22 protein-coding genes are annotated in these 25,459 nt (G+C 38.5%); 11 read left to right on the top strand and 11 right to left on the bottom strand.

Annotation, left to right across the window (positions count from 1 at the left end; translation table 11 throughout):
• Nucleotides 1-145: 145 nt before the first annotated feature.
• From AB4J89_RS12540 to bolA, 9 genes are all read right to left on the bottom strand, one after another.
• Nucleotides 146-550, bottom strand: a complete 405-nt coding sequence (locus AB4J89_RS12540) for a thioesterase family protein (RefSeq protein WP_088493676.1) — start codon at nucleotides 548-550, stop codon at nucleotides 146-148.
• A gap of 247 nt (nucleotides 551-797) precedes the next feature.
• Nucleotides 798-1,169 carry a ComEA family DNA-binding protein gene (locus tag AB4J89_RS12535; protein ID WP_368469452.1) on the bottom strand — a complete coding sequence of 124 codons (372 nt, stop codon included), beginning with the start codon at nucleotides 1,167-1,169 and terminating at the stop codon, nucleotides 798-800.
• A 292-nt stretch (nucleotides 1,170-1,461) separates the two neighbouring features.
• A complete protein-coding gene (gene ppiD, locus AB4J89_RS12530) occupies nucleotides 1,462-3,339 on the bottom strand; it encodes a peptidylprolyl isomerase (RefSeq protein WP_088493677.1) in 1,878 nt (625 codons plus the stop codon).
• 476 nt (nucleotides 3,340-3,815) lie between these two features.
• Complete coding sequence (gene hupB, locus AB4J89_RS12525; protein WP_036911695.1) at nucleotides 3,816-4,091, bottom strand: nucleoid-associated protein HU-beta; 276 nt, start codon at nucleotides 4,089-4,091, stop codon at nucleotides 3,816-3,818.
• Between the two features lie 214 nt (nucleotides 4,092-4,305).
• A complete protein-coding gene (lon, locus tag AB4J89_RS12520; RefSeq protein ID WP_088493678.1) occupies nucleotides 4,306-6,666 on the bottom strand; it encodes an endopeptidase La in 2,361 nt (786 codons plus the stop codon).
• Between the two features lie 259 nt (nucleotides 6,667-6,925).
• Nucleotides 6,926-8,197: an ATP-dependent protease ATP-binding subunit ClpX gene (clpX, locus tag AB4J89_RS12515; protein ID WP_088493679.1), complete on the bottom strand. Its 1,272-nt coding sequence runs from the start codon at nucleotides 8,195-8,197 to the stop codon at nucleotides 6,926-6,928.
• 142 nt (nucleotides 8,198-8,339) lie between these two features.
• The gene (gene clpP / locus AB4J89_RS12510; RefSeq protein WP_004245088.1) at nucleotides 8,340-8,963 is read right to left on the bottom strand and encodes an ATP-dependent Clp endopeptidase proteolytic subunit ClpP; all 624 of its coding nucleotides are present in this window, start codon (nucleotides 8,961-8,963) and stop codon (nucleotides 8,340-8,342) included.
• A 257-nt stretch (nucleotides 8,964-9,220) separates the two neighbouring features.
• Nucleotides 9,221-10,525 (bottom strand): trigger factor, encoded by a 1,305-nt coding sequence (gene tig / locus AB4J89_RS12505; RefSeq protein WP_023580863.1) that lies wholly within the window; start codon nucleotides 10,523-10,525, stop codon nucleotides 9,221-9,223.
• A 321-nt stretch (nucleotides 10,526-10,846) separates the two neighbouring features.
• A complete protein-coding gene (bolA, locus tag AB4J89_RS12500; protein WP_075671985.1) occupies nucleotides 10,847-11,161 on the bottom strand; it encodes a transcriptional regulator BolA in 315 nt (104 codons plus the stop codon).
• Nucleotides 11,162-11,501: 340 nt separating this feature from the next.
• Here bolA and AB4J89_RS12495 point away from each other — a divergent pair, with 340 nt between their 5' ends.
• Nucleotides 11,502-12,080, top strand: coding sequence for a YajG family lipoprotein (locus tag AB4J89_RS12495; protein WP_088493681.1), 579 nt, complete (start codon nucleotides 11,502-11,504; stop codon nucleotides 12,078-12,080).
• A gap of 56 nt (nucleotides 12,081-12,136) precedes the next feature.
• A complete protein-coding gene (gene ampG / locus AB4J89_RS12490; protein WP_368469447.1) occupies nucleotides 12,137-13,657 on the top strand; it encodes a muropeptide MFS transporter AmpG in 1,521 nt (506 codons plus the stop codon).
• A gap of 78 nt (nucleotides 13,658-13,735) precedes the next feature.
• Here the strand turns inward: ampG and dbpA are convergent, their stop codons facing one another.
• Nucleotides 13,736-15,109 carry an ATP-dependent RNA helicase DbpA gene (gene dbpA / locus AB4J89_RS12485; RefSeq protein ID WP_088493683.1) on the bottom strand — a complete coding sequence of 458 codons (1,374 nt, stop codon included), beginning with the start codon at nucleotides 15,107-15,109 and terminating at the stop codon, nucleotides 13,736-13,738.
• Nucleotides 15,110-15,473: 364 nt separating this feature from the next.
• Here dbpA and AB4J89_RS12480 point away from each other — a divergent pair, with 364 nt between their 5' ends.
• From AB4J89_RS12480 to AB4J89_RS12450, 7 genes are all read left to right on the top strand, one after another.
• The gene (locus AB4J89_RS12480; protein ID WP_088493684.1) at nucleotides 15,474-16,235 is read left to right on the top strand and encodes an outer membrane protein OmpK; all 762 of its coding nucleotides are present in this window, start codon (nucleotides 15,474-15,476) and stop codon (nucleotides 16,233-16,235) included.
• A gap of 496 nt (nucleotides 16,236-16,731) precedes the next feature.
• Nucleotides 16,732-17,682 carry a cytochrome o ubiquinol oxidase subunit II gene (gene cyoA / locus AB4J89_RS12475; RefSeq protein ID WP_088493685.1) on the top strand — a complete coding sequence of 317 codons (951 nt, stop codon included), beginning with the start codon at nucleotides 16,732-16,734 and terminating at the stop codon, nucleotides 17,680-17,682.
• Between the two features lie 4 nt (nucleotides 17,683-17,686).
• Complete coding sequence (gene cyoB, locus AB4J89_RS12470; RefSeq protein ID WP_088493686.1) at nucleotides 17,687-19,669, top strand: cytochrome o ubiquinol oxidase subunit I; 1,983 nt, start codon at nucleotides 17,687-17,689, stop codon at nucleotides 19,667-19,669.
• Nucleotides 19,669-20,280, top strand: coding sequence for a cytochrome o ubiquinol oxidase subunit III (locus tag AB4J89_RS12465; protein WP_036932890.1), 612 nt, complete (start codon nucleotides 19,669-19,671; stop codon nucleotides 20,278-20,280). The genes cyoB and AB4J89_RS12465 overlap by 1 nt, the downstream gene beginning before the upstream one ends.
• Entirely contained in the window at nucleotides 20,280-20,612 is a 333-nt protein-coding gene (locus AB4J89_RS12460) for a cytochrome o ubiquinol oxidase subunit IV (protein ID WP_006535101.1), read from the top strand. The genes AB4J89_RS12465 and AB4J89_RS12460 overlap by 1 nt, the downstream gene beginning before the upstream one ends.
• An 11-nt stretch (nucleotides 20,613-20,623) precedes the next feature.
• Nucleotides 20,624-21,508, top strand: coding sequence for a heme o synthase (gene cyoE / locus AB4J89_RS12455; protein WP_069368580.1), 885 nt, complete (start codon nucleotides 20,624-20,626; stop codon nucleotides 21,506-21,508).
• A gap of 173 nt (nucleotides 21,509-21,681) precedes the next feature.
• Nucleotides 21,682-23,052 (top strand): MFS transporter, encoded by a 1,371-nt coding sequence (locus tag AB4J89_RS12450; RefSeq protein WP_088493687.1) that lies wholly within the window; start codon nucleotides 21,682-21,684, stop codon nucleotides 23,050-23,052.
• 78 nt (nucleotides 23,053-23,130) lie between these two features.
• On the opposite strand, the gene AB4J89_RS12445 is transcribed toward AB4J89_RS12450, so the two are convergent.
• Nucleotides 23,131-23,622, bottom strand: coding sequence for a YajQ family cyclic di-GMP-binding protein (locus AB4J89_RS12445; protein WP_368469443.1), 492 nt, complete (start codon nucleotides 23,620-23,622; stop codon nucleotides 23,131-23,133).
• Between the two features lie 225 nt (nucleotides 23,623-23,847).
• Here AB4J89_RS12445 and panE point away from each other — a divergent pair, with 225 nt between their 5' ends.
• Both panE and yajL read left to right on the top strand, forming a co-directional pair.
• Nucleotides 23,848-24,768 (top strand): 2-dehydropantoate 2-reductase, encoded by a 921-nt coding sequence (gene panE / locus AB4J89_RS12440; protein ID WP_088493688.1) that lies wholly within the window; start codon nucleotides 23,848-23,850, stop codon nucleotides 24,766-24,768.
• A complete protein-coding gene (gene yajL, locus AB4J89_RS12435) occupies nucleotides 24,737-25,354 on the top strand; it encodes a protein deglycase YajL (RefSeq protein WP_088493689.1) in 618 nt (205 codons plus the stop codon). The genes panE and yajL overlap by 32 nt, the downstream gene beginning before the upstream one ends.
• The last annotated feature ends 105 nt before the right edge of the window (nucleotides 25,355-25,459 follow it).

Below are 25,459 nucleotides of genomic sequence, written 5' to 3'. Positions count from 1 at the left end.
CATAATTACTTTGCTTATTATCATGACTCCCCTCTGTTCTATTTGCTTATGCAGTGATAACTCTTCAGATATTATCACTGCATTAAATCATCTTTATTTAGTCTTATATCATTGAGTGGGAGATCTCTAATACTCTCTTTGTGTATTAGGATGATTGACGTACATACTCAAGCTTCTCTCTTAACTGATCTGTTAATGTCAGTGCTTTTTTGGTGTTAATGTCTACAAGAACAAAAGTGATTAATGCATCAGAGATAAGTGCACCGTCTTTTTTTCTCACGATCTTCTGAGAAAGTACGCCACTTTTAATCCCCACTTCAGCAACATTACAATCAATCAGTAACTCATCGCCTAAACTTGCAGGTAAGCGATAATTAATATTGATATTAGCAACGACTAATGCCAAGCCATTGCGCTTAAACCAATCAAAATCTAAATGTTGTTCAATCCAATCCCATCGGGCTTGCTCTAAAAACTCGAGATAACGTGCATTATTCACATGTTCAAAAACATCTAAATGGAAGCCATAAACTTTAATTAATGTACTCATATCAATTTATTACCTCTTGATTATTCTAATAAACTTTTTATAAAGTTTTTTTGCGATACCATAAATATAGCCAAGAAAATAAATTTAGTAATTTCTGATATAGGTTTATTTCGTTTTCTTTCAGAACAGAAAATGCTAAGAAAACGTGTTTCTCTTATCAAAAAAAATCAAAGAGAAACACGGGACTTTCAATCAATATTCACGTTTTTGCTATCACTTATACCTACATCGTATAAGAATGAACACCTTAATTAATAACGATAAAATCACGATTTTGATCAACCAACTTCATACCAATTCCAAAAACTTTTTCAAGTTCATCGATAGAGGTAAAACGTCCTAACTGCTCGCGATAATCAATAATGGCCTGCGCTTTTGCTTTTCCGATCCCTTTCAATCCCATTAATTCATCTACTGTTGCCGTATTTAAATTAACTTTACCTTCTGCATTGGCTTTATTTTCTTTAGCATCACGATCAACTGAGGTGTGAGTTCCGATAGAAACTGTTGGTGTTGAAGTCGGTGTTTCTTCTGCATAAGAGAGAGGAGAAAACCCTAATCCCAAAGCAAGACAAATAGAGGCCATAAAACCTGACAACATTCTTTTATCCATCTTCATAATCATAATTTCCTTTTATTCAATAATTTTAAATTCAATAGCAAACAGAGATTTCTGAATGCAGAAAAATAATGCCAATATATTGATAAATCGACAATTGTATAAAAAGAGAACTACGAGAAAGCAGGAAAAATAAATATGAACAGAAGAAGCATTACAAAAAATTGTCGGGCTTGCTCTCAAATGTGAACTTTTCTAGAAATGGAGTTATTAGCTTAAATTATCAAAGACTGTTCGCCATAAAAAAAACCCAGCTTTATGCTGGGTTTTTAATGTAATAACTCAAAATTGATTATTGATAATCTTTATCAAAAATTTCAATTTTAGCGTTATCTTTTAGGTCACGTAACATAAGTTGTAACGCTTCTTCGCCCATCTGAGCACGATAGAGATTAGTCATAAACTCTAGTTGTTCAGCTGTTGGTTTTCCATCTGTTACGCTGTCTAATTGAATGAGGACGACTTTGGTACCAGGTACATTAGTCATACCATATTCTTTTTTACCTTCAGCAGGTTTTGGCATAGAGAAAATAGCGGTTTGTACTACATCTGTTGCAGATGAGTGAACAATGCTTTCTTCACTACCAAACGAAATATTGGCAGCTTTCAGTGCTTCTTCGCCTTTGCCTTCTTTCAATGCAGCTAAAAGTTTTTGAGCCTGAGCATTCATTGCTTGTGATGCTTTTTGCTGTTTAACTAGCATAACGACTTGATCACGCACTTTATCTAATGGTTGACTTGCTGAAGGCTTATAACCTTCTACACGCACGATAAATGCGCTGTCATTACCCAACGTCACCATGTCTGAATTCATGCCTGTTGGGCCATTTTCATCCACTAATGAACCACCAAAAATTAACTGGGTGAGTTTTTCATTATTTAATGGTGCAGGAACTGTGTTTTCATCAAACCAATCAGTATTAACAACAGTTACATTGCCCGCTTTAGCCGCAGGAGCTAATGTGTCGTTGTCGTTAGATGCAGCTTGACTCACTTTTTGTTGTAATGCGAAGAAATCGTCAATTGCTTTATTTTCACGCATTTTTGCCAGTAAATCTGTTTTCACTTCATCAAACGGTTTTACAACAGATTGTTTAATATCATCAAGGCGGAAAATTGCGTAACCGTTGCTGATTTTAACAGGTGCAGAAATTTGGCCTTTTTCTGTCAAACTTGCATTAGCTAGCTCTGGTAATTCTTGACCGATAGTTATCCAACCTAAAGAACCATTTTGTTTTTTAGAGAAGCTATCAATAGATTTTTCTTTCACTAACGAAACAAAATCAGCGCCTTTTTTCAGCTCTTCTTCTGCTGCTTTAGCGGCTGCTTCATCAGCTAGAACTAAGATGCTGTATTGTTTTTGTCCTGCTGCTGTGAATTCATCAATATTACTATCGTAGTAAGCCTTCGCTTCTTCATCAGTAATGTTGATGTTATTAAAATCTTTTTGAGCATTTAATTGAATATAGCTAATTTTAAATTGCTCTGGCGCGATGAACATTTGGTTATTTTGCTCATAGAACGCTTTCACTTCTTCATCAGATGCCGTTTCTTTTTCAAGGAATGGCTGAATGTCCAATGATGCTAAACGTACATTACGGCTTTGTAGCATCAAGCCTGCAAATTCTTTAACTTCGCTATCTAAGGCAAAATCTGTACCTTGAATAGAAAATTTCAATTGCTGATTGATAAGGTTTTGACGAATACCTTCTGCGAAGGCATCAGCATCAATATTATTGCCTTTCAATAAATCGACATATTTTTTATTGTCAAATTTGCCATCAGTTTGAAAGTAAGGAAGTGCAAAAATAGCATCTCTAATTTGCTGATCACCGGCTGAAATACCCAGATTTTGTGCAAATTGATCAAGTAATGCTTGGTTGATCAGCATATCAAGCGCTTGTTGGCGAATAAGTTTCTGACCTTCTTCCGATGAAGCAAGAGCAGCAAAATTTTCACCCATATCTTGTTGTAATTGAGCACGACGTTGCTGATAAGTTTGCTCTAATTGAGAACGGCTAATTTTATATCCGTTAACTTCAGCAGCATCATTAACGCCTGAACTAAAGAGATATCCGCCCACACCAGTTAGGACGAAGGAGAGGATGATCACAGCTAATAATATCTTTATAAATGGATTATTAGCAGTGGAACGAATGTTGTCCATCATAACGAGACGAGGCTCCGTTTGGTGAAATAAAAATTATTTTTATGGGTGTTACACGACTATTTTGAGCACAGCGAAAAGATAATATGCCCATGCTGGCTTAATATCAAAATGTCGCGACACGCGACAATCATTAAAAACAGCCAGTCCCGTATTAATGCGCAGTCTTAACACGCACTTTCTATAACTAAGAAAAAACTAAACAGCATTATTTGATTCATTGATTACGACAACCATTTAACCCATCACTGAATCATTCATTGTTGTCTATTTCAGTTATAGAACAACGCGTCATTCTATCAAATGACTACTTCAGTTTCACGTCTTATCGCCAGAGAATACAAGGTTTAATCGTGATTTATAACCTAAAAAAAGAAAAGCGCATCTCAAAAAGATGCGCTTCATTTTTTAATTGAGTCGTTTTCTGTTTATCCATAACGTTAAGCTAATAACAAATTGGCAGAAAATAAGTTCAACTATTATTGATTAACTGCGTCTTTTAAGCCTTTACCTGCACGGAATGCAGGAACTTTTGCAGCTTCAATTTGAATTTCTTTACCTGTTTGTGGGTTACGGCCAGTACGAGCTGCACGATCACGTACAGTGAAAGTACCGAAACCTACTAATGCTACATCATCACCTTTTTGTAAAGATTCAGTGATAGAAGCAACCAGAGCATCTACAACACGACCAGCTGCCGCTTTTGAGATATCTGCATTTGCAGCAATTTTGTCGATCAGTTGAGTTTTATTCACGCTTTCATCCCCATAATTTTATGCGTTATTTTTCACCATTAATGGCAAATTTTGCAAACGTCGTTATATCAAGCCTTTTTAGATATAGCAAGACCGATAAAACAGCATTTTTAATTAAAATCCCAATTAAATTAGCGACACAAAAAAAGGCTGGCAAGCTTTTATTACTTATCCAGCCTTTTTTTTAGCTATAATTTATGACTAACATCACTCTTTAGTGTGATTTATCAGTCACAACTTCCATGCCAAACGGCGAATTTTGCAGGGCTAGCGATAAAACTTCCTCAATTGTTTTCACCGGGTGAATATCCAGGTCAGCAACAATATTTTCAGGAATTTCTTCTAAATCACGTTTATTTTCATCAGGGATAAGAACTGTCTTAATTCCACCACGATGTGCAGCAAGTAACTTTTCTTTCAGTCCGCCAATTGGCAATACTTGTCCGCGTAACGTAATTTCGCCCGTCATTGCAACATCCGAACGTACAGGGTTACCTGTTAGGCTTGATACCAATGCAGTACACATTGCGATACCTGCACTTGGACCATCTTTTGGTGTTGCGCCTTCAGGAACGTGTACGTGCATATCACGTTTTTCATAGAAATCGCCATTAATACCAAGTTTATCAGCACGAGCACGAACCACGGTCATTGCCGCTTGAATAGACTCTTGCATCACTTCGCCTAAAGAGCCAGTGAATGTTAGCTTGCCTTTACCCGGTACACTTGCTGTTTCAATAGTCAGTAGATCACCACCAACTTCTGTCCATGCAAGTCCTGTAACCATACCCACTCGGTTTTCTGTATCAGCACGACCGTAGTCAACTTTACGAACACCTAAGTAGTCTTTGAGATTATCTTCGTTAATCTCAATATGTTTGATTGTGCTATCCATTAGCAGTTGTTTTACTGCTTTACGGCATAATTTAGAGATTTCACGTTCTAAACTACGTACACCCGCTTCACGCGTGTAATAACGAATAATGCCCATAATTGCGCTGTCATGGATTGTCAGCTCACTTGGTTTTAACGCATTACGTTCAATCTGTTTTGGTAGCAAATGTTGCTTAGCAATATTCAGTTTTTCGTCTTCGGTATAGCCTGACAAACGAATAACTTCCATACGATCTAACAACGGTGCTGGTATATTCATGGAGTTAGATGTCGCCACGAACATAACATCAGACAGATCGTAATCAACTTCCAGATAATGGTCGTTAAATGCGATGTTTTGCTCTGGATCTAACACCTCTAACAGTGCAGAAGCCGGATCGCCACGCATATCTGATGACATCTTATCAATTTCATCTAACAGGAAAAGTGGGTTTTTGACGCCAACTTTCGCCATTTTCTGAATTAATTTACCTGGCATAGAACCGATGTAAGTACGACGGTGACCGCGGATTTCAGCTTCATCACGTACACCACCTAACGCCATACGAACATATTTACGACCTGTTGCTTTAGCAATAGATTGACCCAGTGAGGTTTTACCTACACCCGGAGGCCCTACCAAGCACAAGATTGGCCCTTTAATTTTGCTAACGCGAGATTGTACCGCGAGATATTCAAGGATACGTTCTTTAACACGCTCTAAACCATAATGGTCAGTATCAAGAACCTCTTGCGCTTTCACTAAGTCTTTTTTAACTTTGCTACGGCTATTCCAAGGAACTTGAACCATCCAATCAATATAACTACGTACAACCGTGGCTTCAGCTGACATTGGCGACATCATTTTTAATTTCTGAAGTTCCGCTTCTGTCTTCTCTTTTGCCTCTTTCGGCATTTTTGCAGCATCGATTTTACGTTTCAGCGATTCCATTTCATCAGGTGCATCATCCATCTCACCTAATTCTTTTTGAATCGCTTTCATTTGTTCGTTGAGATAATACTCACGCTGACTCTTTTCCATCTGCTTTTTAACGCGGTTACGAATGCGTTTTTCAACTTGTAGCAGATCGATTTCTGATTCCATCATCGCCATTAAATATTCAAGGCGTTCTGTAACATCAGACATTTCAAGTACAGCTTGCTTATCTTTTAATTTCAGCGGCATATGAGAAGCAATGGTATCTGCTAATTTCGCTGATTCTTCGATAGCATGTAATGAGGTTAATACCTCTGGCGGAATTTTTTTATTCAGCTTGATATAACCTTCAAACTGATTAATTGTTGTACGATTTAAGACTTCTTGTTCACGCTCATCAACAGCTGGCGTTTCAAGGTATTCTGCTTTCGCCTGAAAGTACTCACCATTATCAGATAACATCGTAATTTTGGCACGACGAATACCTTCAACAAGGACTTTTACTGTTCCATCAGGCAATTTTAGCATCTGTAAAACAGACGCCACTGTACCAACAGAAAAAAGATCATTAACACCTGGTTCGTCAGTAGATGCATCTTTCTGCGCAACCAGCATAATTTGTTTGTTGTCGTTCATCGCAGCTTCTAAGCAATGAATGGATTTTTCACGACCAACGAACAACGGGATCACCATATGCGGATATACAACGACATCACGTAATGGCAATACAGGTATTTCAATACGTTCTGGACGCTCAGGATTCATAGAGCTCTCTCTTCGTTTTTAGCTTAACGCTTTTACAGGTAATTTTATTCGCATGTCACCAAATAAAATTAATTCCACGGATTGTCAAAATATATAAGGGCACTTTTCTGACATTCAATAGCCTTACCCATTAAAAAAACAAAATGAGGGAAAATTCCCTCATTTTTATTGCGTTGGCGCGCTTTATCTTAAATTTCTCTCTTATTTTGAGAGAAAACTAGATAATGTCAGACAAGAGACATTGCCAAATTACGATGCATTATTCACCTGATGCCTGGTTTTCTGGTTGACTATAAATAATCAGCGGCTCAGATTTTCCATTGATGACACCTTCATCAATAACAACTTTCTCTGCATTTTCAAATGAAGGAAGGTCATACATCGTATCAAGTAATGCTGCTTCAACAATTGAACGTAAACCACGAGCACCTGTTTTACGTACCATCGCTTTTTTCGCAATTGCAGTCAGCGCTTCCTTACGGAATTCTAAATCCACACCTTCTAATTTAAATAATGCCTGATATTGCTTAGTCAGTGCATTCTTAGGTTCTTGTAAGATTTGGATTAATGCTTCTTCGTTTAATTCGCCTAGCGTTGCAACAACAGGTAAACGACCAATAAATTCAGGGATAAGACCAAATTTAATCAGATCTTCTGGCTCAACTTGGGCTAATAATTCACCTTCGCTAGCTTTTTCTTTTTGGCTTTTAACTTCTGCACCAAAACCGATACCTGAATGTGTATTTAAACGCTGTGCAACAACTTTATCGAGCCCTGCAAATGCACCACCACAGATAAAGAGGATCTTAGAAGTATCTACTTGTAAAAACTCTTGTTGTGGGTGCTTACGTCCGCCTTGAGGAGGAACAGAAGCCACAGTACCTTCAACTAATTTCAATAATGCTTGCTGTACACCTTCACCAGACACGTCACGAGTGATTGATGGGTTTTCAGATTTACGAGTGATCTTGTCAATTTCATCAATATAAACAATACCACGTTGTGCTTTTTGCACATCGTAATCACATTTTTGTAGCAGTTTTTGAATGATGTTTTCAACATCTTCACCCACATAACCCGCTTCTGTCAGCGTTGTGGCATCTGCCATAGTAAAAGGAACATCAAGGTAGCGTGCTAATGTCTCTGCTAATAACGTTTTACCGCTACCAGTAGGGCCAATCAGCAAAATATTACTTTTCCCTAGCTCAACACCATTGGCTTTATCGCCATTACGCAGACGTTTATAGTGGTTATAAACGGCAACAGCCAAAACTTTTTTAGCCAATTCCTGACCGATAACATAGTCATCAAGGTGCTTACGGATTTCATGTGGCGTTGGCAATTCACTGCGTTCATGATGAGGTGCCAGTTCTTTTATTTCCTCACGAATGATATCAACACAAAGATCGACACATTCATCACAGATATAAACCGACGGACCAGCAATCAATTTTTTTACTTCATGCTGGCTTTTACCGCAGAAAGAGCAATACAGAAGCTTCCCTGAGCTATCTTTGCGCTTATCTGTCATCAGTCAACCTCACTTAGTTATTCCTCTTATCATTTATAAGAAGAAGAAAGTCTTTTTACATAAATATTGATAGCCGCTTCCTTTGCGTCATTGACCAACAAAGGAAACGTATTAATTCAGTTACTATTACAACGTGTAATGATTAGCTACGTTGAGTATAGACTTTGTCCACTAATCCGTATTCTAACGCTTCGTTAGCGGATAAGAAACGATCACGCTCAGTGTCTCTTTCTATTTCTTCAATAGATTTACCTGTATGTTGAGCCATCAGCTCATTCATACGGGATTTTACTTTCAAAATTTCTTGAGCATGAATTTGAATATCTGTTGCTTGACCTTGGTAACCACCTAACGGTTGGTGGATCATCACACGAGAGTTAGGTAAGCAAATACGTTTACCTTTCGCACCAGCAGATAGTAAGAAAGCGCCCATTGAACACGCTTGCCCCATACAAATTGTACTAACATCTGCTTTGATATACTGCATGGTGTCATAGATAGACATACCCGCAGTAATTACGCCACCTGGTGAGTTGATATACAGATTGATGTCTTTCTCTGGGTTTTCTGCTTCTAAAAATAGCATTTGAGCAACGATAAGATTAGCCATGTGATCTTCAACTTGGCCAGTCAGGAAAATAATACGTTCTTTTAATAAACGTGAGTAAATGTCGTAAGAACGCTCTCCTCGCGAAGTTTGCTCTATAACCATCGGCACCAGAGCCATATTAGGTGCGAATTGTTCCTGTGTGTCGTTAAATGACATGTCTGTCTCCTATTGCATTCTTATTGGTGCCAATGACAACAATTTTACTTGAGATAATTGATCATGACCATTTCTAATGATCTAATCTCTCACAAGACATTCAAGGCGCCTCGCGAGGAGTGATAAAGAGAATATAGAATTATCTGGAGATAATCGCTCAAATTTCAAGGCAAAATTTGATAAATATATACAAACTGAAAAAAACCCGTGGTAAAAACCACGGGTTTTTGCTTAAAACCGATATTCGCGGTTAAGAATTAACCCATTTGAACTTCGTTCATCAGTTCAGTGAAGTTAGTTTCTTTTTCAGTTACTTTAGCATTTGCTAAGATTTTTTCTACCGCTTGCTCTTCTAACGCAAGATTACGAATGTTGTTCATCAGTTGTTCGTTCTTGTTGTAGAACTCAACAACTTCTGATGGATCTTCGTAAGCTGAAGCCATTTCGTCGATCAGTGCATTCACACGGTCGTCTTCTGCTTTCAGTTCATTACTATTGATCACTTCACCTAACAGTAATCCAACGATTACACGACGTTTAGCTTGTTCTTCGAACAGTTCACGTGGTAATTGCAGAGCTTGTTTCTCATCACCACCAAAACGTTGAGCTGCTTGACGTTGCAGAACTTCGATTTCGCTGTCAACAGCGGCTGCTGGTACGTCAACTTCGTTTGCTTTAACTAAGCCATCAATAACTTGTGATTTAACACGAGTACGGATTGCATTTTTCAGTTCACGTTCCATGTTTTTACGTACTTCAGCACGTAAACCATCAACAGAACCATCAGCAATACCAAAACGCTTGATGAACTCTTCAGTTAATTCTGGCAGTTCACGCTCTTCAACTTTTTTCAGGTTGATAGCGAATTGTGCTTTTTTACCTTTCAGGTTTTCAGCGTGGTAATCTTCTGGGAAAGTCACATCGATTGTGAATTCTTCGCCAGCTTTATGACCGATAACGCCTTCTTCGAAACCTGGGATCATACGACCTTGACCCATTGCCAGTACGAAATCTTCAGCTTTTCCGCCTTCGAATTCTTCACCGTCAATAGAACCGTTGAAATCAACAGTTACGCGATCTTCTGCTGCAACTTCGCCGTCTTTGTCTTTCCACTCTGCTTGTTGCTTACGCAGTGTTTCTAACATGTTATCAACGTCTTCGTCTTTAACAGTAACAACAGGTTTTACAACTTCAATGCTTTCCAGATCTTTCAGTTCGATTTCTGGGAAAACTTCGAATTCTACAGAGTAAACAAAGTCTTCACCTTCTTTGTATTGCTCTGGTTTGTAGTCAGGCGCGCCAACTGGGTTTACTTTGTTTTCGATGATAGCGTTAATGAAATTACGCTGCATCAGGTCACCCAGAACATCATTCAGTACTGACATACCGTAACGCTGTTTAACCATAGACATTGGAACGTGACCTTTACGGAAACCATCAATGCGAACAGTTTTAGCAGCTTTTTTCAGTTCACTGTCTACAGCAGTTTGGATATCAGCGGCTGGTACGGTGATTGTGACACGACGCCCTAGGCCTTGAGTCGTTTCAACAGAAACTTGCATCTTGTTACCTCAAAATAAGTTTTAGTGCTCGGTCTACTTTAAAGGAAACTAACATGATATTGACATGTTTAGGTTTATTTTCCTTTCAGAACCGGGGCCGCCACATTTAAAAAAACGAGGATCCCTGATATCAGAAGCATCCCGAAACCTTACTGAAAATTAGACGCGACATTATAACGATCTAGAGGGGTTGAGTCGAGAAAGAGCCGTTTTATTCCTCAATTTTTTCATAAAATCGAGTAACTCTCCCCTTTTTTCCTCTATAAAGAACAAAAAATACGCATCTTAGGATCTATTTACTCACGATTAACGATAAGGTTGTTAATCTTCTTGGCTTCCGCCACGACACCCAGGAGAGCGTAATGCTTTATCCTGCTGTTCATTCCATTCGCTCAAAGTAAAGGTGTGCAATGCTAATGCATGAACACCATTTTCCATTTCATGAGCTAATGTTTGGTACACATCACGATGGCGCGAAACACTACGTTTTTCATTAAAATCATCACTAACGATAATGACTTTAAAGTGGCTTTCAGAGCCCTCGGGCACATTATGGCGATGGCTTTCGTTTATTACTTGTAAAAAATGCGGTGAAAAGCGTGAAATCAGCTTATTCTCAATATCATCACGGATCATCTCTGCCCCTAATACTCTAGCCTTTATACCATGGCGAATAAAAAACAAGTCAACCAGACCATATTGATTTAGCCTTTATCAATACAAAATGGTGGGCTTATTCTTTTTAATTTTGCTGACGATAATCGCTTATTTTTCATCTTGAGTAAAACCATTGACCGAATATTGTCAAATATATGAGTAAAAATGAGAGTAATTTGAAATAAAATCAATTGATAAAATCAGATAATTTCGTTCGTTAAAGGGATATTAGCAACCTATCAGCAGTGGTATGATAGGCTAAAGTTTGAAGCCTATTCTACTTGTTAACACAACAGACATATTTAACCGAGATTACCTCATGATTAAAAATTTACTCTGTGCTGTTTTTGCATTAACACTGCTTTCAGGTTGTGCAACTCCTAGTAACAAATTATCTATTGAGCCTGTGATGTCAGTTCCTGCGGCTGATCCAACAATGCGCCCAATTTCATTGAATATCTCAAGCCAAGACAAGCGAGCATCCAAAAATCTAGCGGAAATTAACCGCAACGGTAAATTAGAAGTCCTGGTTCCAACTCGTGATATTGCATTTTTAATGCAAGAAGTTTTACAAAAACAAATGACAGCCCGCGGTTTTATGATGGGTTCTCCGGCTTCTGCTGATGTGATTATTGTTATCAATAAGCTCAATGCAGAAGTGGGAGAAGGCAGTGTTCGTCATAATATCAGTGCGAAAGCGGATATTTCAATTATCGTCACCTTACCGAATGGCAGTTCTAATACCAAAACATTCCGTACTAGCTACAATGTTCAAGGTCCATTTGGTGCAACTAATGAGAAAATTGCCGCTGCGATTAACAATGTCTTAAGTGAACTCGTTAGCGATATGGCAAAAGACGCTTCAGTCAGTCAATTTATCAAATCTAACGCCCGTTAATTTTATTAGAATAAACGACCTGTTATCTCAAACAGGTCGTTGAAAGGAATTTTTGCATGGTTCAGCCCGCCTTCAAACAAACCACTTGGTATAAATCATTTATTCTTCTATTACTTGGCTTTACTTCTGGATTACCGCTGGCATTAACAGCAGGTACATTACAAGCATGGATGACAGTAGAAGACATCGATTTAAAAACCATTGGTTTTTTCTCATTGGTGGGACAAGCCTATGTTTTTAAATTCCTCTGGTCACCCTTTATGGATCGCTATACTCCTTCATTTCTTGGTCGTCGCCGAGGATGGATGTTGCTCACTCAAATAGGATTAGTGATTGGCATTGCAGGAATGGGATTTCTAAATCCTAATGATCATTTATGGTGGCTTGCCTCTTTAGCGGTCATTGTTGCCTTTTGTTCTGCGTCACAAGACATTGTTTTTGATGCCTATAAAACAGATATACTAAAAGCAGATGAGCGTGGTACAGGTGCTGCGGTTTCTGTATTAGGCTATCGCATAGCTATGCTTGTTTCTGGAGGAATGGCACTTTGGTTAGCTGATAAATATATTGGCTGGCAAAACATGTATTGGTTAATGGCAGCCTTAATGGGTATTGGTATTATTGCCACATTACTTGCTCAAGAGCCAGAAACCGCCGTAAAGCCGCCACGTACACTCTATGAAGCTGTTATTGAGCCTTTATATGAATTCTTCTCTCGTAATAATGCTTGGCTAATTTTACTGCTTATTGTGCTGTATAAAATGGGTGATGCCTTTGCCTTAAGTTTAAGTACCACCTTTCTTATTCGTGGTGCTGGATTTGATGCTGGTGAAGTAGGATTAGTGAATAAAACACTTGGACTTGCAGCCACTATTGTTGGGGCATTATTAGGTGGTTTATTAATGCGCCGTTGGAGTTTATTTAAAGCACTGATGATTTTTGGTATTTTGCAAGGTGGCTCAAATATCGGTTACTGGTATTTAGCTATTTCTGAGCAAAGTATTTATAGCATGGGTGCAGTAGTTGCATTTGAAAATATCTGTGGCGGAATGGGTACAGCTGCATTCGTTGCCCTATTAATGACACTTTGCCACCTCTCCTTTTCAGCTACACAGTTTGCGTTGCTCTCAGCTCTCTCAGCCATTGGTCGTGTTTATGTTGGCCCAGTTGCCGGTTGGTACGTTGAAAGTCACGGTTGGGAAGCCTTTTACCTTTTTTCTATTGTTGCTTCGGTCCCCGGTCTTATTTTGTTGTTGATTTCGAAAAACACACTTATTTATACGCAAAAAACGGGTGAATTCCTTAGAAGAACTTTATTTATTAAGCAGTACCGTTTTGCTATTTATGGTTTGATGCTAACCGTTCTCTTCTTTATTTGTAGTTTAATTCTTATTATTACAAATTCACTACCAACTTTAGAAATGTTCCAGTCTGTTGATTTTATTCAGTCAATAGATACGAATAGATTAAGCTCTTGGGCTTCAACACTCTTTTTATACGGTGTTATTATTGGTGCAATAAGCCTTATCTTTGGCACAATTTTAGATTATTTAGCCCTTAAGAAAACAGCATATTAATTTTATTGCTTTCTCAGACTATGCACCATAAAAAAGGACAGCTTAAGCTGTCCTTTTTGCATTCTTAGTAAAGAGAATTTATCTAAACAATCTTACTTTTACTGCTTTACCTTTGATTTTACCTTGTTGCAGCTGTTTCCAAACTTGTTTGGCGATAGATTGTTTTACGGCAACATAAGCATGTGTTGGGTTAATCATAATTTTGCCAATATCGGCACCATTGAAACCCATATCGCCCGTCAATGCGCCTAAAATATCACCTGGACGCATTTTCGCTTTTTTACCACCATCAATACATAATGTTGCCATTGTCGCTTCAAGAGGCGTAATTTGTAACCCAGTTGGTACTGGTAGCCAATTTATCTTCATATGAAGCATCTCTTCTAAAGCGTTAGCACGCTGAATTTCTTCTGGTGCGCAAAAGCTAATAGCCAATCCACTTTCGCCTGCTCTAGCTGTACGACCAATTCGGTGAACATGAACTTCAGGATCCCACGATAATTCGTAGTTAATCACCATTTCTAACGCTTTAATATCAAGCCCACGAGCCGCAACATCTGTTGCCACTAATACACGACAACTCCCATTAGCAAAGCGAATAAGTGTTTGGTCACGCTCTCTTTGTTCCATATCGCCGTGTAGAGCAAGTACACTTTGGTTACTTTCTGTCAGTGTTTCATACACATCTTGGCAATCTCGTTTCGTGTTACAAAATACGACACAAGAAGCGGGTTGCTCACGACTTAAAAGCTTTTGCAGTAATCCTATTTTTCCATGACGAGAGATTTCATAAAACTGCTGTTCAACCGCAGGAAGTTCATCAACAGAGTTTATTTCAATAGTTACTGGATTTTGCTGAATTTTGCGGCTAATTGCTGCGATTTCATTTGGCCAAGTTGCAGAAAAGAGCAATGTTTGACGTGCAGTTGGCATACGAGAAATAATGTCATTGATATCATCAAAAAATCCCATATCCAACATTCTGTCTGCTTCATCCAATACCAATGTTTTCACATCATCTAAAGTAACAGTTTCTTTTTTTAGGTGATCAAGCAATCTACCCGGCGTTGCAACAATAATATGTGCAGCATGAATCAATGAATCACGCTGGATACTAAATGGAACACCACCACACAACGTTAATACTTTGATATTTGGAAGATAACGAGCAAGACGACGTAATTCATTTGCAACTTGATCAGCAAGTTCTCGCGTTGGGCATAAAATAAGTGATTGAGTATTAAACTGTTTTGCATCAATGTGTTGCAATAGCCCCAAACCGAAAGCAGCTGTCTTACCGCTACCTGTTTTTGCTTGAGCGCGAACGTCTTTTCCTTCAAGAATGGCGGGCAAAGCAGCTTCTTGAACTGGAGTCATAGTGAGATAACCCAATTCATTAAGGTTAGCGAGTTGTTCAGCAGGAAGTGCGTTAAGTTCAGCAAATGAGGTCACAATGAAAATTCCAAGTAAGATAAAAACGAATATTGGCTAATGATACTATCCCTTTATTCCTGTGTCGTGAGGTATTTTTACGCGATCCTTGCCACGTTTTTTTCTTTCCTCTTTTACTTCCTTTTTTTCTTGCCAAAAAAGCCAATCACCAAATACTTAATTCATTCAAAAAAGATCAAATTATAAAAATAAACTAAACAATACTAAAATTCCCACTTTTAATTATCAATTTAATATTCTAGAAATAGATCATAATTTCAATATTATGATCTACAAATAGAGATTTAATGGGTTATAGTTTCAAAACATATTAAAAAATAAATTCACTGCAAAATTATTTCATTAAATTTAATTGAGATTATTCATGATAAAAAAAACATTTTTATTAACCATCGCAAGTACACTTTCTTTATCAGCCCAAGCTAGTTATTTAGGTGGTTTCGCTAATACCAGTATCAACTATCTTGATTGGACTTCTCATACAACACACAAAACAGGGCAATCCTCTCATAAAGATGATTTTGCCTATTTAGAACTTGAAGGTGGCGCTAACTTTTCATGGGGTGAGTTTTACGGCTTTTTTGATCTTGAAAATCCATTTAATCCTCGAAAAACACAACCGGGTGATAATCAACGTTATACCGTTAAAGCAACAAGCCGCATTTATTTAGGTGAAAGTCATTTCAATCTATACGGACACGTTTACGGTACATGGTCACTTCCGGGTAAAGAAAACAATGGCAACTTCCATGAAGTTAATACACTTTACGGTTTAGGCTATAACACACAAATTGATAATTTATGGTTTAAACCATTTGTCGCGCTTCATTATGTCGATCAAACTTACTATTCAGGAAATAATGGCTACGTCGTTGGCTGGGTTGCTGGATATGATTTTTCCATTACTAATCAAAATTTTAGCATTAGCAATTGGCATGAAATGGAATTTAGCCGTCATGAGCGATATGGCAATGGTGGGCAAAATGGGTTTAATGGCGCTTTAGCTTTTTGGTGGCACCCAACGACCTCTATTACCACTGGTATTCAATATCGTTATGCTTATAAAAAGTTAGGCGAAGATTTTCTGCAAGACGGCATTGTATATAGCCTGAAATATAATTTTTGATCGCTAATTGTTAATTTTCATTACAGCGAAAGCATTTTTATTCGCTGTAACCTCTTTTTATCACTTAATGAAAATTTTTCTCATTGGATATAAACATTCATTAAATCACTAATTATCCATATTAAAAATCACACAAGCATCAAATATGGATATTAAACATCAATATAAAAAGGATTTTACCCCTCAACTCTCCTCCGACCTCTAATTTGTTACTTTTTTAATCAGAATACGTTTTCTTACACTTTTTATTGAATTTTTATTTGTAAAAATATGTATTTATTTTAAAAACATGGTACTTTATGAAATTATAGTTAATACGCAATAATTAAATTAACATTTATTTAATACTTTGATTACTTGTGATCACATTAACACAAAAGACTAACCAACCACTTACTTACCATTACAATTGTTTACACTGTCGCAACCTTACCGTAAAATGTCCTTACTGATACTGATGAAACAACAATAGAACCTTTGTCATTTGGGTCGTTGGATGAGACTTATGAAATACATAAAAAGTATTGGGACACTCTCGCTATTAGCAGCAGCTCTTCTATTAAGTGGCTGTGATATGGCGTTAATGAATCCCAAAGGCGCTATCGGCGCTGAGCAAAAAACATTAATCCTCATTGCGCTTGGTTTAATGTTAATTGTTGTGATACCGGTAATACTGATGGTGATTGTTTTCGCTTTTCGCTACCGTGAATCCAATACTAAAGCCACCTATCGCCCAAACTGGGCTCACTCAAATAAAATTGAACTCGTCGTTTGGACTGTGCCAATTATCATCATTGTGATTTTGGCAAGCATCACATGGAAAACAACCCATGAGCTTGATCCTTACAAACCATTAGAGTCCACAGAAAAACCTGTCACCATTGAAGTAGTTTCAATGGATTGGAAATGGTTATTTATCTATCCAGAACAAGGTATTGCAACAGTTAATGAACTGGCTTTCCCTACTAATGTTCCTGTTAATTTCAAAATCACTTCTGACTCTGTCATGAACTCATTCTTTATCCCTCGCTTAGGTGGGCAAATCTATGCGATGGCAGGAATGCAAACTAAGTTGCACTTAATTGCTAATGAACCTGGTGAATATCCAGGAATGTCAGCAAGTTATAGTGGACACGGTTTCTCTGATATGAAATTTACAGCGATTGCGACACCTGATCGTGCCGGTTTCGATGCGTGGGTTGAAAAAGTCAAACAATCGTCAGATACGTTAAATACGACCGCTGCATTTAATGAACTTGCTAAACCAAGCCAGAAAAATCCAGTGACCTACTATTCAAGCGTGAAGCCAATGCTATTCCAAGAGACCATTTCTAAATTTGGTCACACAGGTCATGGCGCTCACACCAGTGGCAATCAGACAGCACATGCTGATGCAACAATGAATATGAACATGAGCCATGCGGCGCATGCAGGAGCAGAGGAATAAAGGCATGTTCGGAAAATTAACTCTTGATGCAATCCCGCTACATGAACCAATTATCGTAGTTACTTTACTCGGTATTGTTCTTGGTGGGCTTGCTGTTGTTGGCGCACTAACTTATTTTCGTAAATGGAAATGGTTGTGGACTGAATGGTTAACCAGCGTTGACCATAAAAAAATTGGTATTATGTATATCCTCGTTGCAATGGTCATGATGTTCCGTGGCTTTGCCGATGCGATTATGATGAGAAGCCAACAAGCTCTCGCCTCTGCTGGCGAAGCAGGTTTCTTACCACCTCATCACTATGATCAGATTTTTACCGCACACGGCGTTATCATGATTTTCTTCATGGCAACACCTTTCGTAGTGGGTCTGATGAACCTCGTTGTACCTTTACAAATTGGTGCTCGTGATGTTGCCTTCCCTTTCCTTAACTCATTAAGCTTCTGGTTCTTTGTTGTTGGTGTGGTTCTTATCAACCTTTCTTTAGGTATTGGTGAATTCGCACAAACAGGTTGGTTAGCTTACCCGCCACTTTCTGGTCTGGAATATAACCCAGGAGTCGGGGTCGATTATTGGATATGGAGTTTACAGATATCCGGTATTGGTACGCTTCTAACAGGGGTTAACTTCTTCGCGACTATCTTGCGTATGCGTGCGCCGGGTATGAGCATGATGAAAATGCCAGTATTCTCTTGGGCTGCTTTATGTACTAACGTCCTGATTATCGCTGCATTCCCAATTTTAACAGTCACTATTACGCTGTTAACTTTAGACCGCTATCTTGGTACTCACTTCTTTACCAATGATATGGGCGGTAACATGATGATGTACATCAACCTCGTATGGGCTTGGGGTCATCCAGAAGTTTATATCCTTGTCCTGCCAGTATTTGGTGTGTTTTCTGAAGTTACAGCAACATTCTCTAAAAAACGGTTATTTGGTTACACCTCTTTAGTTGGTGCAACTGTCGTTATTACCGTGTTGTCATTTATTGTTTGGTTACACCACTTCTTTACTATGGGCTCTGGCGCCAACGTCAATGCCTTCTTCGGTATCGCCACGATGATCATCGCAATACCAACAGGGGTTAAAATCTTTAACTGGCTGTTTACGATGTATCAAGGTCGTATCGAATATAAAAGCCCAATGCTGTGGACTATCGGTTTCCTTATCACCTTCTCTGTTGGGGGTATGACTGGGGTTCTGTTAGCCGTTCCGGGTGCAAACTTCGTTCTACATAACAGCTTATTCTTAATTGCTCACTTCCATAACGTTATTATCGGTGGTGTGGTATTTGGCTGTTTCGCTGGTATGACTTACTGGTTCCCTAAAGCATTCGGTTTCACACTGAATGAGAAATGGGGTATCCGTGCATTCTGGTTCTGGTTTATCGGCTTCTTTATGGCCTTTATGCCATTGTACATTCTTGGCTTTATGGGTATGACTCGTCGTATCAGCCAAAACATCAACCCAGAATTCCATCCAATGCTGATGGTTGCTGCGGGTGGTGCTGCACTGATTGCTATTGGTATCGCTTGTCAAGTTGTCCAGATCTACGTAAGTATCCGTGACCGCGATCAAAACCGTGATTTAACGGGAGATCCGTGGGGTGGACGTACTCTTGAATGGTCAATTTCTTCACCTGCTCCTTTCTATAACTTTGCCGTTGAACCTAATGTTCAAACGCGTGATGAGTGGTGGGATCAGAAAGAAAAAGGCACAGCTTATCAGCGCCCAACTAAATACGAACCAATCCATATGCCTAAAAATACAGGCGCTGGTGTGATTATCTCAGCATTTAGCTTAGTACTTGGTTTTGCCATGATCTGGCATATCTGGTGGTTAGCTATCGTTGGTTTCGCTGGCATGATTGTCACTTGGATCGTGAAAAGCTTTGATACAGATGTGGATTACTATGTCCAAGTACCTGAAATTGAAGCTCTCGAGAATAAGCATTATGAAGAACTGAAAAAAGCAGGTGTGAAATAATGTCTACTCAAACTGTAAATAACACAAACGCCCATGAGCATCATGGGCACCACGATGCAGGAGCGACGAAAGTTTTCGGCTTCTGGATCTACCTAATGAGCGACCTTATCCTGTTTGCCAGCTTATTCGCCACTTATGCGGTGCTTGTTAACGGGATTGCGGATGGTCCTTCAGGTAAAGAAATTTTTAGCTTACCGTTTGTTTTAGTTGAAACCTTCTTACTGCTATTTAGTAGTATCACTTTTGGTTTCGCTATGCTGAGTATGAACAAAGGTAGCGTTAGCCAAGTTAATCTGTGGTTATTTGTTACTTTCTTATTCGGCCTAGGTTTTGTCATCATGGAAGTTTACGAATTCCATGAGCTAATCGCAGAAGGTTATGGCCCAGATCGCAGTGCATTCTTATCTGCATTCTTTGCATTAGTTTCAACGCACGGTCTTCACGTAACTGCGGGTTTAATTTGGATTGTTATTATGATGATCCAAGTATCTCGCCGTGGTTTAACTGAAGTTAACCGTACTCGTTTAAGCTGTTTAAGTCTGTTCTGGCACTTCCTTGACGTTGTCTGGATCTGTGTGTTCACCGTAGTTTATCTGATGGGAGCGATGTAATGAGTCATCCAAATACTTCTCCTTCAGGCGCAAGCCACGGCAGCATGAAGTCTTACCTGATTGGCTTTATTCTGTCTGTTATCCTCACCGTTATTCCATTTTGGATGGTGATGGAAGGAACAGCGACACCAGCAACAATTCTATGGACTGTTGTCGGTATGGCAGTTGTGCAAATTGTGGTTCACTTAGTCTGCTTCTTGCATATGAATACGTCATCAGAAGAGCGCTGGAACGTCGTCGCATTCTTGTTCACACTGCTTATTATCGGCATTGTTGTCGTAGGCTCGTTGTGGATTATGTACAACCTGAACATCAATATGATGATGGATTAAGAGTTGTCGCTATGATTAAGCAATACCTACAAGTCACCAAACCAGGAATTATTTTCGGAAATTTAATTTCTGTAATAGGTGGTTTTCTGCTCGCTTCTAAAGGTGAGATTGATTACTCCCTATTTTTCGCGACTCTACTTGGGGTGTCTCTGGTCGTTGCTTCTGGTTGTGTTTTTAACAACTACATTGACCGTGATATTGACCGTATCATGGAAAGAACGAAGAACCGTCCATTAGTTAAAGGATTAATTGACCCTCGAATTAGCCTGATTTATGCCTCAGTATTAGGTATTGCAGGTGTTGTGCTGCTCTATGTAGCAGCCAACCCACTTGCAATGTTTATCGCTGTATTCGGTTTTATTATTTATGTTGGGGTTTATAGCCTCTACATGAAGCGTAAATCTGTTTATGGCACACTGATTGGAAGTTTATCTGGCTCTGCACCTCCTGTTATCGGCTATTGTGCCGTTAGCGGTGAATTCGATGCGGGCGCGGCAATCCTATTACTTATCTTTAGTTTGTGGCAAATGCCTCACTCTTATGCCATTGCTATTTTTCGTTTTAAAGACTACCAAGCTGCAAATATCCCTGTATTACCTGTAATTAAAGGGATCTCAGTCGCTAAACGCCATATCATTCTTTATATTCTGGCGTTTATGATTGCAACTTTAATGCTGACATTAGTTGGTTATGCTGGCTATAAATACCTGATTGTGGCTTCAGCCGTCAGTATTTGGTGGTTAGGCATGGCTTTATCGGGTTATAAAGCAACCAATGATATTGTGTGGGCACGAAAATTATTTATTTTCTCTATTGTCGCAATCACTTCATTAAGCGTAATGATGTCTGTTGATCCAACAAGCTCAACAGAAGCGGTTCTTGCGTATCTAAGATAATGTATTTATTAAAGTAACCTAAATACCAGTCAGCCTTCTGACTGGTATTTTTTTATCTCTTTTACGACTTCGCATGATATCAGTACAGTTTTGTCTTTTTTGTATCCCATTTATTGATTAACCTCACTAGAAAATGTCATTACAATGGGGATATCAGTAATACGAGGTAATCCATGAATGATAATAAAATGACCCCATTAGAACGCAAAGCAACATGGGGACTAGGCACTGTTTTCTCTCTTCGCATGCTTGGCATGTTTATGGTACTCCCAGTTTTAACCACCTACGGGCTTCAACTACAACACGCAACAGAATCTCTTATTGGATTAGCCATCGGTATTTATGGATTAACACAAGCTATATTCCAAATTCCTTTTGGTATTTTCTCTGATAAATTTGGTCGAAAACCTATGATTGTTTTTGGCTTAATTATTTTTATTATTGGTAGTCTAATTGCGGCTCTCAGTGACAATATCTACGGCATTATTATTGGTAGAGCATTGCAAGGAGCGGGAGCTATCTCGGCCGCGGTAATGGCTTTATTATCAGATTTAACACGAGAACAAAATAGAACAAAAGCAATGGCATTTATTGGTATTAGCTTTGGGATAACGTTCGCTTTAGCCTTAGTTTTAGGGCCTATTTTAACGCATATTTTTGGCTTACATGGCCTGTTTTGGGGAATTGCCCTACTCGCCTTTGGTGGTATTATTATTACGCTTTTTACTGTGCCGAATAGTGAACACCATATTCTTAATCGAGAGTCTGGTTTTGTTCGTGGTAGCGTAAAAAAGGTTTTATTTGATGCACAACTTCTTAAATTAAACACAGGTATTTTTTCACTACATACTTTATTAATGGCCGCATTTGTTGCACTTCCTCTGGTTATGAGTAGCGCAGGTTTAGCGAAAGAAAAACATTGGGTTGTTTATCTAGTCACCATGCTTATTGCCTTTATTACTGTACTTCCTTTTATTATCTATGCAGAAAAGAAACGAAAAATGAAACAAGTTTTCTTATTCTGTATTTCCTTACTTATTATTGCTCAAGTTATTTTGATTATTTCAGGCTCTAGCTTGTGGTTAATTATTGCGGGTATTCAAGTTTTCTTTATTGGATTTAATATTATGGAAGCGCTTCTTCCTTCATTAATCAGTAAAGAAGCACCAGCAGGTTATAAAGGCACAGCAATGGGAATTTATTCCACCAGCCAATTTTTAGGTGTGGCATTAGGCGGAATTTTAGGAGGATGGCTTTATCAACATTATAGTGCGCAAATTGTATTTTTAGGCTGTTTAGTGATTGGTCTTATTTGGTTTTTTATTAGCCTAACATTACGCCAACCCTCTTATGTCAGTAGCTTACGTGTTGAATTACCTGAAAGTTTATCGTCAAGCCAACAACAGCAACTACAACAATTATTTAAGCAACAACCCGGTGTTAATGAAGTTGTGATTATGGCTGATGAGCAAAGTGCCTATATCAAGGTTGATACTAAACAGACGCCAAGAGCAACATTAGAGGCTCTGATCCCTTTAGTTTGAAGGTCAATAAGCTTATTAGATGAAATAAAAATGCGCTGGTTCAGCAGCGCATTTTTGTATGACTAAAGGGGTAAACAATTAGTCACGGAAATTGTTAAATTGGAATGGCTGCCCTAACTCGCCTTCTCTTACTAATTTCATCACAGCTTGTAAGTCGTCGCGCGATTTACCTGTAACACGAACTTGTTCACCTTGAATTTGGGCCTGAACTTTCAATTTACTGTCTTTGATCAGCTTAACAATTTTTTTCGCTAAGGCTGTATCAATACCTTGCTTTAAGGTGGCTTCTACGCTGTACATTTTTCCGCTGTGAGTCATCTCTTCAGGGATATTTAATACTGCACCATCAATCCCTCTTTTTGCCATTTTCTCACGCAGAATATCTAATAATTGTTGAAGCTGAAATTCAGATACACTAGTCGTTTTCACCGACTCTGCTTTTTCGTTTAATTCAAAGCTTGCTTCAACGTTACGAAAATCCCAGCGAGTAGTCAGTTCACGTTGTGCGTTTTCTACCGCATTTCGCACTTCATGTAAGTCAACTTCAGATACGATATCAAAAGATGGCATTCTTTCTTCCTCAATAAATAAATACAACCCAAATAATAGCTTCTTTTAGGGTTGCAAAAAAGCATTGCACATTCAATAACAAGTTTATCTCTTTAATTTTCTCTCACAGTAAAGCACAAACATACTTTAAACAGAGAAGTGTAATCAATGTTATAATTTTAGCTAAATAGTCTAATGACCGTCAGTAGCCACCTTACGCTATTACGATTTGCAAAAAGAGGCACAATGAAAATTACCGTTTTAGGGTGTGGTTCGATTGGTAAACTTTGGGTTGCAGCTTTAACACTTCAATCTCATGAAGTACAAGGTTGGCTAAGAGTGCCTCAGCCTTTTTTGGACGTGAGTGTTGATAACATTAATGGCAAGCCTTTTTATCAACGTATTACCGCAAATCAACTTGAATGGTTAAAACAAAGCGAATTATTAATTGTCTGCTTAAAATCTTGGCAAGTATCAGATGCAGTTAATGCGCTACTACCTTATCTTTCTGCACAATGTCCTATCTTGTTAATTCATAATGGTATGGGTACTGCCGATGAATTAACAGCAACACCGCACCCCGTTATCAGACCTATTTTGCAAGGCATTATTACTCATGGTGCTTATCAACAAGGGCAAGATGTTATTCATACAGCAACTGGAATAACACATATAGGTCCATTAAATCATGCAGCTCAACAATACAGTTATTTAGCCGAAATCTTGCATCATGCCTTACCCGATGTCGCTTGGCATAATGATATCCACACGATTAGTTGGCTAAAACTTGCGGTTAATTGTGTTATCAACCCTCTTACCGTTTATTATCAATGCCGTAATGGAGATTTATTGCGTTATCCTGAACATATTCAAAAAATATGTGATGAAGTTTATCAAGTTATGGAGCGCGAAGGGGTTGTACCAACATCTCAAGCCCATCTTCATGGTTATATTATTGATACGATAGAACAAACAGCAAATAATTATTCGTCTATGTATCAAGATGTGAGATATCAACGTCATACAGAGATTGACTATATTACTGGTTATTTATTACGTCGGGCTTCAGAACAAGGGCTTGTGTTACCAGAAAATAACCGCCTTTTTCAATTTATTAAACAACAGGAAGGCAATTATGACCATATCAGCGCTCATCTGCCTAGCTAATGGAAGTGAAGAAACCGAAGTCGTTACCACCGCAGATTTACTGGTAAGAGCCGGTATTAATGTTGTACTTGCAAGTGCAGAAGATGATGTTGATGATCTTGTTATCACTTGTTCTCGTGGTATTAAAATTGTAGCTGATGCGCCTTTAGTTCGTGTCGTTGATCATCATTACGACGTTATTATTCTACCCGGAGGGTTACAAGGTACTGAAACCTTAAGAGACAGCCCTTTAGTGGTTGAGAAAGTGCGCCGTATGCACAGTGAGAATAGACTTGTCGCAGCCATTTGTGCAGCACCTGCCATTATTCTTGAATCTCACAATATTTTTCCCATCGGCAACATGACGGGCTTTCCTGCATTAAAAGATAAAATATCACCGAAAAAATGGGTTGATTATCGAGTCTATTTTGATGAAAGAGTTAACTTAATTACTAGCCAAGCACCTGCAACATCTATCGATTTTGCACTAAAAATTATCGAGCGCTTAAAAGGCAAAGAAGTCGCTGCCGATGTTGCCAAACAACTTGTATTACCACCCGGCATTTATAATTACCAAGATGAATTTACAGGCTTTGGGGATAGGTAATTAACTTACATACTAGAAAACGTCCCCATTTAATAAAATCACATTATTAATATATTATTTATTAGTTGGGGATTAATTTTTAAGACTTATTTCAGCTGTTATTTC

It is taken from the genome of Proteus sp. STS61-E, from assembly GCF_040932335.1.
GTDB lineage: Bacteria > Pseudomonadota > Gammaproteobacteria > Enterobacterales > Enterobacteriaceae > Proteus > Proteus mirabilis_B.
This window is presented reverse-complemented; position numbering and strand designations above follow the sequence as displayed.